The sequence below is a fragment of the Calothrix sp. CBUCES-K 9914 genome (assembly GCF_059640475.1).
Window position 1 is genome coordinate 1 of record NZ_JBXXZH010000114.1, and the last position, 11,212, is coordinate 11,212.

General features: G+C 37.6%; 9 protein-coding genes, 2 pseudogenes and 1 riboswitch. Of the genes and pseudogenes, 5 read left to right on the forward strand and 6 right to left on the reverse strand.

Translation table 11 applies throughout. The features are described from left to right. Nucleotides 1-1,383 precede the first annotated feature (1,383 nt). Complete coding sequence (locus AC2JBO_RS23705; protein ID WP_496956092.1) at nt 1,384-1,608, forward strand: hypothetical protein; 225 nt, start codon at nt 1,384-1,386, stop codon at nt 1,606-1,608. 329 nt (nt 1,609-1,937) lie between these two features. Continuing rightward, nucleotides 1,938-2,123 (forward strand): annotated as a pseudogene (locus AC2JBO_RS23710) (IS701 family transposase); the annotation flags it as partial. Nucleotides 2,124-2,162: 39 nt separating this feature from the next. Here AC2JBO_RS23710 and AC2JBO_RS23715 read toward each other — a convergent pair. The 5 genes and pseudogenes from AC2JBO_RS23715 to AC2JBO_RS23735 form a co-directional block, all read right to left on the reverse strand. Beyond that, nucleotides 2,163-3,329 carry a glycoside hydrolase family 10-like protein gene (locus AC2JBO_RS23715; RefSeq protein WP_496956093.1) on the reverse strand — a complete coding sequence of 389 codons (1,167 nt, stop codon included), beginning with the start codon at nt 3,327-3,329 and terminating at the stop codon, nt 2,163-2,165. A gap of 819 nt (nt 3,330-4,148) precedes the next feature. After that, nucleotides 4,149-4,397 (reverse strand): annotated as a pseudogene (locus tag AC2JBO_RS23720) (hypothetical protein); the annotation flags it as partial. A gap of 49 nt (nt 4,398-4,446) precedes the next feature. Next, on the reverse strand, nt 4,447-6,900 hold the full coding sequence (locus AC2JBO_RS23725) for a two-partner secretion domain-containing protein (RefSeq protein WP_496956094.1): 2,454 nt from the start codon (nt 6,898-6,900) through the stop codon (nt 4,447-4,449). Then, nucleotides 6,900-7,067, reverse strand: a complete 168-nt coding sequence (locus AC2JBO_RS23730) for a hypothetical protein (protein ID WP_496956095.1) — start codon at nt 7,065-7,067, stop codon at nt 6,900-6,902. The genes AC2JBO_RS23725 and AC2JBO_RS23730 overlap by 1 nt, the downstream gene beginning before the upstream one ends. Before the next feature lie 274 nt (nt 7,068-7,341). Next, nucleotides 7,342-7,719, reverse strand: a complete 378-nt coding sequence (locus AC2JBO_RS23735) for a hypothetical protein (RefSeq protein WP_496956096.1) — start codon at nt 7,717-7,719, stop codon at nt 7,342-7,344. An 825-nt stretch (nt 7,720-8,544) separates the two neighbouring features. Here AC2JBO_RS23735 and AC2JBO_RS23740 point away from each other — a divergent pair. Next, the gene (locus AC2JBO_RS23740; RefSeq protein ID WP_496956097.1) at nt 8,545-9,240 is read left to right on the forward strand and encodes an excalibur calcium-binding domain-containing protein; all 696 of its coding nucleotides are present in this window, start codon (nt 8,545-8,547) and stop codon (nt 9,238-9,240) included. 158 nt (nt 9,241-9,398) lie between these two features. Here AC2JBO_RS23740 and AC2JBO_RS23745 read toward each other — a convergent pair whose 3' ends face one another. Continuing rightward, nucleotides 9,399-9,584, reverse strand: coding sequence for a hypothetical protein (locus AC2JBO_RS23745; RefSeq protein ID WP_496956098.1), 186 nt, complete (start codon nt 9,582-9,584; stop codon nt 9,399-9,401). Nucleotides 9,585-9,723: 139 nt separating this feature from the next. Further along, nucleotides 9,724-9,873: riboswitch (cobalamin riboswitch) on the forward strand. 25 nt (nt 9,874-9,898) lie between these two features. Between AC2JBO_RS23745 and AC2JBO_RS23750 the strand changes: the two genes are divergently transcribed. Both AC2JBO_RS23750 and AC2JBO_RS23755 read left to right on the forward strand, forming a co-directional pair. Next, nucleotides 9,899-10,324 (forward strand): DUF1636 domain-containing protein, encoded by a 426-nt coding sequence (locus AC2JBO_RS23750; protein ID WP_496956099.1) that lies wholly within the window; start codon nt 9,899-9,901, stop codon nt 10,322-10,324. A gap of 185 nt (nt 10,325-10,509) precedes the next feature. Beyond that, nucleotides 10,510-10,740, forward strand: coding sequence for a variant leucine-rich repeat-containing protein (locus AC2JBO_RS23755; protein WP_496956100.1), 231 nt, complete (start codon nt 10,510-10,512; stop codon nt 10,738-10,740). Nucleotides 10,741-11,212 lie beyond the last annotated feature (472 nt).

An 11,212-nucleotide genomic window follows, 5' to 3' on the forward strand; every position in this document is an offset into this window, starting at 1 on the left:
TGTTGCTTACTTAACGTATTAATGGTGCGTGAAAGCACTGTATTTGGCGTTACATTGCTTGATAGTAATAGCTTTCATGCACCCTACCCAATGCGGGGCTTGAGTAGTAGGCGAACCGAAAACCGGGATAAGCTTGAAAGTCTTATTAGATAAGGATTCTATCCAGAAAATTATCATTTACGCTCTCTTATCATCAAGTGACTACTCAACGATAAAATAAGGGTTTCAGCTTAACTCACAGGCTTGTATTACTCATGTAATATGTCTTAACCCGGTTTTCTGCGCGAATGCTAGTCGTACCCCAGCTTGTGAATTTTTAACTCAGGCGCCTTTCTTGGACACCAATAAACAGGTGGAAGTAGATTTGTTACTTTCTTCGGTAGGTATTTCGTCCAGTAGTTTTAGTAACAAGCCAGCCACTTCAAAACCTCAGCTTGTTACCGAGTTGACGCTATTTTAAGCCCAATCGATTCTGTGGAATGCTCGAACAACATACTACACACAGTCCGTGTTTTTGCGAGCAGGTATTACATATGTTCCAAGCATTATTTCGGTAATTTTGACTGGCACCATCACCTTTACCATTCCACGTTTTGTTACATTTTGGGCAGGTTCCGAAAGACCTAACCATCTCATGATTTTCACAAGCATCACAACAAAATAATCTTTGACGTTCGATTGACATAAGAGCTTTCCGACATAGTGTTTAGATGGGTGTCTGCCAAGATACCAGCTTTCATGGAAAACGTTGTAAAGCTATATTAAATAAATTGGCAGAACAGCTAACATAACTAGGGTTTCAGCTACAAGCTGAATATGTCTCCGACAATTGAAACATACCCTAAAAATGTCATTTATGGGCAAGTGTAAAGGAATATTGGAATAAAAGCTTGCTTTTATCGCTAAAATTTCTGATTTTTATACTATCACTTTTAGTGAAATTAGTAAACCAATAAAGTTAAGGCAATACCTTCGCCAAAAATATGATTGGCAAAAATACTTTTGCCGTCAGTGTTTCAAGTCAAACAAAATATTGAATCTGTCTGCTATACGCTGACCTCAGAGTCCTTATACACCAAGGTTTTGAATCTAAAAACCCGGTGTGGAATAACGGGACAGAGTTTTTAACTAGTCTGGAAATTATAGCGCTTATTTCTCTTATACGAAAAAGCCTTAATTCTAGAAGCGTTGATGCTACGTTATGACTCCGAAATCTGGCGAAGGTATTGGTTAAGGAAGCAATATTAATTTACAACGTGTCTCTTAATGCTGATATCTCGGCGAATACCTTTTGCCATAGTTACAAATACGTTACAAGTTATTATTGGCGCACGAGTTGCTGATAATATCTAACTTACAGGGCTTTTTAGTATTTCCGTTCCTATGAAAGTAAAAAGGCTAATAGTTAGTTTAACTGTTTGTTTATCAGCAGTACTAGCGGCGACTCCAAGCTTTGCTGGTACAAAATATACGAGTAAAAACGGTAACTTAATTATTCAATACGGAAATAATTGCTCAACAGTAAAACCCTCTGGTACTTACCGCTTTAAAAGTGGTAGAAGTGGAAACGTAACTGCACTCGACTGTGATAGCGCAGGAGGGATATAGCAGAGCATAAATTCATTGATACAGGTGGAAAGTCTTGCTGCTATGGTCGAATGACTCATACTTGGAGTCGAAAAATAGTTACGGTATGGAAATTTTAAGGCGCCGTATCTGGTTATTCCTGTTCACTAACTGGACAAGAAGTTGAATTTGAAATGGATGGCGGTAAAAATAATTAAGGTGTTGGAAAGGGCGCCTGTCTGTGATGAGTAGACAGCAACTTATTTTTACCCTTAGTAGGCGCATAATAAGGGTTTTAGCTATGCTACCGTATACTACAAACTGAGCTTTTATACTATTTGCCCCTGATGACAGCTTGGCTATATCTACGCCAACCAGGAGATAAATACCTAACTAAATCTGAAATTGCAGCGAAAAGAATAAAACAATTGCGCGCGATGGAATTTAAATTTAATATTGTCCTAGCAGATAATTTATACGAAGAGAGCAGTAAAAGTTTTATTCAAATACTAGATGAATTGAATCTAAATTTTATTGTTGCAATTCGCTCTAAGCACCAAAGCATGGGAGTTAAGGGTGTTAGTACCCTCGCAAACTTATCCGCGAGATACAGAATTAGGAAACATTCTTTGAAGAACTTTTTCTCGTACAATAGGGGCTTCATCTGACCAATTCCAGAGGCTTTCATAGAAAAAGAATGAGACTCCGGCTAAACCATGCTGGCGTACTTCTTCAACTTGCGATTTAATTTGATTAATTGGTAATGAAGCAGATTTTAAACCGCTTAAAATGCCAACAGAAACGGGTAAATGGGTTTTAGCTAAATCAACTTCTGCTCTTTCTAATTCTGTCACAAAACGAGGTAAATCGGAACGATATACTTGTAAAACTATTTCGGAAATATATTCCCGTCTTTCCCAGGTAAACCAATCTTGTAAAGAAGCAGGTAAAGAAAAATGTAAAGGATTAGGGGAAATAGAAATTATACAATCTGGTTTAACAGCTTTAATTTTAGCCGATAAACGTTTCATAAATTCATTAATTTTATCAGCACGCCAACGCACCCAGAAAGTTTCATAAAAATCCTTAGAAGGAACTAAACCCTTTAATTCTTTCGTGTACATTCCTACAGTATAATCATCATAACCAAACTCAGAAGGTAAGCTAAAATGATCATCTAATTGGATTCCATCGAGTTCATATCTAGCTACAGCTTCCATGATTAAATCAATCATAAACTGCTGCACTTCTGGATGAAAAGGATTAAGCCAAGCTTGATTATCACTATCAACTTTAGTACCATCATAACGATTAGTTAACCAATCGGGATGTCGTTTAGCTAATTCTGAATCTATGGGAGTCATAAACCCATATTCAAACCAAGGAATAACAGTTAAACCTTTTTTATGTCCTTCTTTAATAACTTCTTGAAGAATATCTCTATCTTTTAATTCTGGAATTGGCTCGATAGATTGACCAAAGATTTTTTGAGCTACACTACTAGGATAAAGTGTATAACCACCATTCCAAACTGTAGGATAAATAGTATTAAAATTTAATTTACTGAGACGATTTAATGCTTTTTTTAGACTTTGAGATGAAAAAAGTACCTCGCTATCAACATTAGTAAGCCACACACCCCGCACTTCATGCTTTTGGGCTGCTGTACTTATTTGACTTGTTCCTAAAATCACCAAAATAGTTATAATTAAAGAAGAAAACAGTAAGATTAATCCGCGTTTGATTCTGAGTAATTTAAACATGTTAAGATGTTGCTAAATAAGTTGAAGTAATTAAAGAATTATTGTTATTTTCTGAGTTGGAGTAGCAACCGCAAAAAAAGTGCTATTAAGGATTTTGCGGTCGCCGTATGCCCACCTTCGGTGAGCGCTGTACGAAATTTGTCATGTAAAGCTGACAATACCCTAAACTCTAAATGAATGCCCAGCCCCCAGGACGCAAACCTAATAAGCATTATAGTCTAGAGAATACCTTATACAGCCATTAATGAACCTATCCCACTAATAATATTTGTGCTACCAAGCTTAAACTGATTGGGAACTGAAAACGAAAAATCAAGGTTTCCAGGCACGTTTCACAGCAGGAATTAAAATTTTTAGAATAGTGGGATAGGTTCATGTGGTAGATACTGCCAACTTGTTAAAAATAAGGTTCTTCAGTAGTTGTTATGCTAAACTAACAATTAAAATGCCAAGCTAATAAGATTTTTGGCAAGATGATGGTAGACATATATCATATTTTTCAGGGTGAAACCGAGGTTGAGCCGAGATAAGGGCGTTTAACGGAAATAGGGACTGAAAACCCTTGATTTTTCGTTACCTATAACAGCGTTGCCTACAATCAAGTAGCAATTTATCAAACTAATGTAGGATAAGCATTTTCGGCCTCTATTTGCGTTTTGGTTCATATCTCTGCTCAACCTCTAGTACCTAAAAATTAATTTGAGCAAGATAGATGTGTTAATCACCAAACATAAGTTTACATAGTTCTGTTTAATTGTGCCTACCTACTTAATTGATTTTCAGGTTTATGTAAATGACCTGAAGGGGTGACAAAGGCGCCTACAACATAGATTCAATAAGCTTCATAGCTCTTATACCTTGTTGATAATACTTACGCTTATTAGGATTTAATTTCATTAATTCTTTGACTAATTCAATACAAGGTTGTTTAAAATCGACCCATATTTGACCCTTCGGGTTCGCCACTTTGCTTATGCCGGGGAACCCGTCCACCGCAAGTGGCTCACCGTATAAGCCAATATAAAAGCTGCTATGTCGTCTTTCTGTACGACCATATTCTTTAACTCTGGCTCTTTCACGGTTATTTTTAACATTTTAAAGGTTTTGTTTGGTAATATTAATCCTGGTAAACAGCAGCACAGGTTAAAGATGTTTGCACCTGAGTAGGAGATTTATCAGCAACTAACTCAATTTTTCCCTGGGTATTACGCCGCCAAGAAGTTGCTTGCACCAGAGTTTCCGCCTGTGTGGGGATTTGGGCTGTAGCTTGATGATTATGGCGATATGCGCTGAGATTGCGGACATCAGACCAAGTGCGATCGCTCCTCACATCTTGATTGGGGTTTTGAGGTATACCACCGCGTCCCGTAGTGATAAAACTACTATCCGTCGTCTTTGAACAACCTGTAGTTATTTGTTGTGATAAGTCAGTTACATTTGCAGGTAATTCAACTAAGCCAGAATTAGGATCAACACCGACATTATTAATATACACTGTGCCGCTAACATTGAATTGGGAACTGGCTGTAATATCGTTGGTCAAGTCTTCCCTAGGAGTGAGGGTGTTGTGGAATTCCAGACCAATAATGCCTTGAGTGTTAATGGCAATATTGCCTCCTTTTCCTTGCACAGCATTGGCAATAATATCGCTATTCTCTAAACCAATAATGATTGGTGCTCCCATGTTAACATTCCCTCCGTCACCGTTACCGCTTGCAGTGGAAGTAATTTGGCTATTATCGCGCAACCGTAAAGAGTTAACTACTTGTAAATCTATATTGCCCCCATTACCGGATTCTGTCCTAGCCTCGATGAAAGCTTGATTTTGTAATTTGATAGTATTGGCATGAATTTTCAAGCTGCCACCATCACCAGTACCTTGATTGGTAACGGTCACAGTTCCTTTGTTCTTGAGGATGAGGTTTGGTGTCGTCAGGTCAATTGTACCAGCATCAGCAGTCAGTTTATATTTTGATAACCCAAATAACTGTTGCAGTACTGGGTTAAGAATCAGGGCAGAGGAGTTAATAGCACTGGGTGTTAAGGGATTGTAACCTGTAACTTCCACAAATTCCGTAGCGTTAATCTTTACATCCCCAGCATGACCTATAAAATATGAACTTGTGCCCACCGAGGCTCCATCTATAACTTTTAACCTGGCAGTATCTATGGTTAAGGTTTTAGCATTGCCTACGTTAAAAGTGACTGAGGCAATTCTTGTTCCGAAGAGAGAGCTATTACTACTTTGCACAGTGGTATCTAGGTTGCGAACCACAATTTGACCACTAGAACCAACACCCCGCGATACGGAAGACACTCCACCACCATAGGATACAAGTAAACTATCACCTTGGACAAAAATGTTACCTGCATTTCCAGAACCAAAGGTACTGGTATTTATAAAACTGCCAGTGGCGTTATTAGGCGATAAGCCAGATATTTCTAAGTTTTTGGCGTTAACCTGAATATTTCCACTGTTAGATCCTCCATAAGTGTTACTACTTAATATCCCCCCTTCATAGAGATTGAGTTTAGGGGTAATAACACTAATATTGCTACCAGTTCCCTGGCTTCGGGTTTCACTGCGAACACCGCTCACTGCATTGATCAGATTAATGCTTTCAGATGCTTGAAGATGCAAATTGCCACCAGGAAGATTACCATGATTTTGTGCCAGCAACAGAGAGCCATCAGTAAATTGAATCTGCTTACCTTGCACCTGAACAGAACCAGCATTCATTCCACTGACATCTATTAGAGATTTTTGGGTAACTTGAATATCCCCAAAACTGTTTACGTTTCTGTAACCCAATGTATACCCTTGAGTCTTTGAGATCAGATCAACAAATTCTGAGCTACCCAAACTACCCAACTCAATGTGACCAGTTTCAGCTGTCAAGGTTGCTCCATTCAAATTTAAATTACCGCCTACTAACGCCAGAGTCTTTCCAGACTCTACTTCGAGTTGTGTCAGGCTAGGAGTGCGAATAATTGGAGAAAGTATACTCGCAATATTTAAGCTGTATCCTGAACCTTGCACAGTAATCGCTCCTGGATTTTGTCCCATCTGCAAGCCAATTGGCGCACTCATAGTTAATAATGGTGCCACAGGATTTACTGCAATAAATTCCACCCCATCGGCGAACTTAATACTATCAGCTGTTGTCCCCAAAAATGAGCCGCCAATATCTAACTTGGCGTTGGCTCCAAATACAATCCCGTTCGGGTTCAGCAAAAATAAACTTGCAGAATTATTGCTGTTGAGAATTTGAATTAACCCATCAATATTAGAAACATTTCTGCCCGTAACTCGACTAAATATGGTGGTAATATCAGGCGTGTTTTTTAAATCAAAAGTTGCCGAGCCATTTGTAGGTACAGAGAAACTACTGAAACTATGGAATAAATTGCTACCTTTTTGTGCGCCATTAAGAATCGTAAAATTATTACCGCTAGGGTTGACAGTGGTGTTGGTAGTTCCATCCGATATCACCTGAGCCATCGCTGGTAGAAATATTCCACTTATCAAAATTTCACTGACCAAGCCCAAGCACACAGAAGCTACCTTCATTATCCTATCTCCATTAAATCTTTATACTTAGGATTCCCTAAATCATTTTTTACTAACAGATTCATTGCAGTAAAATTAGCCTGACTGCCTGCCAAAACTGGATGCTCCCGGATAATAAACCTGCCGAATACCTTCATCGCTGAAAGAGGCGCCGCCGAAGATTCCATTTTCCTGCCAAAAGGGACGCGCGCAATTAAATAAAACCTTGGTCGCAGGCCAGTAACATGTGTTGTAAATTGCAAGCAGTTTCTGAGGGATGGCGCCTGAACTTTAGGTGCAAACTGATTGATATGTACAAGTCTTTATCCACAGTAGGCACACTATATACATGTAGGAGTTATCGGCGCCATTAAATATGCTCCATGTAATTATTGAAGGTGCCTGTAATATTAGGGTATGCGTTTCGGGCACCATTCTAAGTACAAAAGTACGTATGTAGGTTTAACGTAAAATCAGTCTGGCTGAATCACGTCTTGCATTCCAAACACAAGTTACAACATTACGCCCATACCGAGTACCTCTTCTATAATCTCTGTCATTTCTGTCATTTCTGTAATCTCTATCATTTCTGTAATCTCTATCATTTCTGTAATCTCTATCATTTCTATCATTTCTGTAATCTCTATCATTATTATTCCGAATACGATAGACATAAGTATAATTAACAACTCGTCCATCACGGTAAACAGGTTCACCACTTTGCCTGCTAATTACTGAATAACCATTGTCTCTGACGATTGAATCACAAGCAATCTCGCCATTTGCCGCCATTGCAGGAAATTGAGGTATTACGCCTAAACTTATGACAGCAGTAGTCAATAAAATTTTTGCACATTTCATCGCTTTATCAACCTACTCTTATTCCAAAGGGCTTTAATTAAAACTTAAATCTATTTTCATTTTAAAAGCTACGCTTGTACTATGCATGAATCAAAAGTCTGATTTAATAAGAAACAATACTTTTTTGTGAGATTAGATTTTTACTGTCAATTAATTAGCTTTATTCTCAATAAACTGATAATTTTTGCGCGTTATCAACTTGGCTCGAGGCGCCTGTAATTCGAGTACAAGAACGTATATTTTGAATTACAATTGCTAAATTTAGTCGGCTCTTCCGTACTTTACGTGCTAAATTTGAATTTAAATAGATAATTATCCTTTAAAATCAAGGCTTACAGGCACTTATAGATGAAATTTAATGAATTTGATATTTATAAAGGTAATAATAGCTCGAAGATAAGCACAGCAAGAATTTAAACCTGATTTTTCAACTACAGGCGCCACTTCGTTGTTATAACAATACTTTTGTTTTATAAGTATAAATTACTTAGGGTGCATTTATAGGCATTTAGTGTTAAGGAGCTACCCCTAACAACACAAACAACGTAACGCATGAAAAATAATGAGTTCCTTTCTGTGAAAGAATTAGAGTTGATTTACACGCTATATCTGACTTGACTTATAAATGCGGAAAATCCCATATCCAAATAAAGTAGTACTTCAGTACTGATATGTGTCTTAGAATAATGGTGCCCACGTTGTAAAGACGCGACATGTCGCGTCTCTACATTTAGGTATTTTTCACAAATCATGTAGGACTGCTATATTATGTTTTTACGAGTATATGTATGTATAAAAATCAATATGAAAAAGATAATAATTTTAAAACTAGGATTGCTTACAATGGTGGGATGCTCTCAAGCTAATCATGATTTGAGCCAAACTCCTAAGGTTATAGAAACGAAAGCGACTACAACGACTTCACGAGTTACAGAAACAGCGGCGCCAATTCCTACACTAAGTATACCAGTGGTGCCAGCACAAACATTACCTCCACTGACTCAAAAACCTTTTAAACCAGTAGTACCAGCACAGACATTACCTACACTAACTCCAAAAACGGCGCCAGTAGCAAAGCAAATTCCTTCTAGTAGCGAGCTAGCGGCTAAAATTAGTTCATCGATTGGTTGTGGTAAAGTTGATGAAGAATACACCACAAAAGTTGCAGCTTTGGCAGTTGCTCAAGATAATTCAATAGCGACTGAAAAGCTTACTGAAGCTGAGTTTTATCAAGCTGTAAAACAAAGTATTACTGAAAATAAAGCAAAAGCTAATAATTTAGTATCTCAGTTCCGCGCTTTAAATTGCGGTGCCCAATCTAAAAATACTTCTAGTAAAACAACTCTGGCGCCAACTCAAGATGGTAAAGTTATTTTAGAACAGTCTGGTAGCTGTACAGATTTGCGTGCGCGCGGTATTACCAATATTGATGTAAAAGTTAATCCTTGGGCAAGCAGTCTTGATAGAAATAACGATGGAATAGCTTGTGAGACAAATTAAAGTTAATATTGCCTATTTTTTAGGTATGTATTTAGGCAAAATTTATACAGGTTGATTTCCATAAGTTAAATTTGACAACGAGTCGTTGTCAAATGTTGCATGATTAAATAAAGATGGTATAATACCACCTCTTTTCATCGGTATGTTTGGTATGATGTTTAAAGACTTTCTAATTCCTCTCCTTCATCAATCCAAGCGTCAATAGCTCTTTTTACTTCTGTTTCTGTAACAGCAGACCACTCTTTTTCATTGATAGTAGTTTGAAATACTGCCCTTTTTCCGTGACCAACTTTTTCGATGCTATGTCCACGATATTGGTTGTTAGATTTTTTTGATTTCAGCATTTTGTAGTTTAAGTTTATTACCTATTATAGCAAAAACGATTGTCAGCAATCTCTACATCGTTAAATCAACGCGCGAGTCAATGATAAATTTGTATGATGGAAATTACTGTAATTTATCAAGCAAACCGTATTTATGTTACTATCTATATTAACTTTCGGTTCTTTGTGAGTATAACCCACTAGAGGTAACGGGGAAAGTTCGGTGTGAGTCCGGCGCTGTCCCGCAACTGTAACTAAGGCAAATTTTCTCCTTGTTAGTCAGAATGCCCGCCGAGAAATAAAAGACAACCCAAGCTACAATCTACGAGGTATAGATGAGCATCCATACAATCTTTGTTTGTACCACTTGTGCCAGCAAGTGGGAAAATGGGAACCGTGTCGGTGAGAGCGGTGGCGAAAAGCTCCTCAAGCGCTTGCAAGCGGACTTTCAAAATTGGCAATTAAAGACTGAATTCGTTATTCAACCAGTCGAGTGCATGAGTTCTTGTAGTCGTTCTTGTGTTGTTTGCTTTGCATCACCTAGTAAAACTACGTATCTTTTTGGTGATATTCCCCCCGAATTAACTCCCGCAGAAGCCGAAGGTATATTTGAATGTGCTGAAAAATACTACTTAAATACAGAGGGTTCTTTGCCGTGGTCAGAACGTCCTCACCCTCTCAAAAAGGGCATTTTAGCAAAAATTCCTACAGTACACACACCAATTACAAACGAAAAGGTCACACAGAAAATATGTACGTAGGGTGCGTTAAGGCTATAAGGAATTTCAACATCATTATAGAACTTGTAGCCTTAACGCACCAACTGATGGTTCGTTACAACTTAATTATTGTGAAACTCTTCATAGCCATTGTTGGCGCCATATAATGCCTGTTAGAATAAGTGACTTCAGTGTAGGCATTGCTGAAATCGTAATATAAATATCATATGTCAGACTTCCGACTACAGGCAGCCAACGAAAAGACCTCACCTCAAATTTTACGACAATTGACTGGTATTAGTGCTGAACTCGCGCGTATAGTTGCACGTAACCCTGCCGCACCTTCTGATTTATTAGAAGAATTAAGTACTTATAATGATACAGAAGTACAAAAGAACGTTGCTGCCAACCCTAATACTCAAGAAGAAACATTATTTAAACTTGTGAATATCAACTAGAACTTACGTATGCTAGTAATTCCAAGACACATAAAGATATATTAGTTAAACTCTTAGATAGTAAAAGTATATCTACTCTTATTGCTGTTGCTCACAATCCAAATACACCAGTTTCTATTTTAGAAAAGTTAGCCAGTGAAAGAAACGTTAAAATTCAACAAGCTATTTTTGGCAATTACAATACATCTCAACATGTTTTAAAAACTTTGTGGCAAGATGAGGATATATATAAACAAGTAATTATAAACCCTGGCGCCTACCTTATTCACGTATTATAGCAATTTTAAACAAAAACTTGGTTTGATAATTTCCTTGTAAGTCACCGCAGACACGTATTTTATACGGGTAACTTATTTATTAACAGAAAAAGGAGCCTCGGCGCCGGACTGGTTTTATGTCGGAAATGTGCCTCCAACGTTATATAATAAATTGTGAATAAATGTAAATGTGAACCTTGGTTCACATCATAGTC

Excerpts from the sequence above, each read along its gene's own strand:
- AC2JBO_RS23705 (WP_496956092.1), top strand. The coding sequence starts at position 1,384 with ATGAAAGTAAAAAGGCTAATAGTTAGTTTAACTGTTTGTTTATCAGCA.
- AC2JBO_RS23715 (WP_496956093.1), bottom strand. The coding sequence starts at position 3,329 with ATGTTTAAATTACTCAGAATCAAACGCGGATTAATCTTACTGTTTTCT.
- AC2JBO_RS23725 (WP_496956094.1), bottom strand. The coding sequence starts at position 6,900 with ATGAAGGTAGCTTCTGTGTGCTTGGGCTTGGTCAGTGAAATTTTGATA.
- AC2JBO_RS23730 (WP_496956095.1), bottom strand. The coding sequence starts at position 7,067 with ATGGAATCTTCGGCGGCGCCTCTTTCAGCGATGAAGGTATTCGGCAGG.
- AC2JBO_RS23740 (WP_496956097.1), top strand. The coding sequence starts at position 8,545 with ATGAAAAAGATAATAATTTTAAAACTAGGATTGCTTACAATGGTGGGA.
- AC2JBO_RS23745 (WP_496956098.1), bottom strand. The coding sequence starts at position 9,584 with ATGCTGAAATCAAAAAAATCTAACAACCAATATCGTGGACATAGCATC.
- AC2JBO_RS23750 (WP_496956099.1), top strand. The coding sequence starts at position 9,899 with ATGAGCATCCATACAATCTTTGTTTGTACCACTTGTGCCAGCAAGTGG.
- AC2JBO_RS23755 (WP_496956100.1), top strand. The coding sequence starts at position 10,510 with ATGTCAGACTTCCGACTACAGGCAGCCAACGAAAAGACCTCACCTCAA.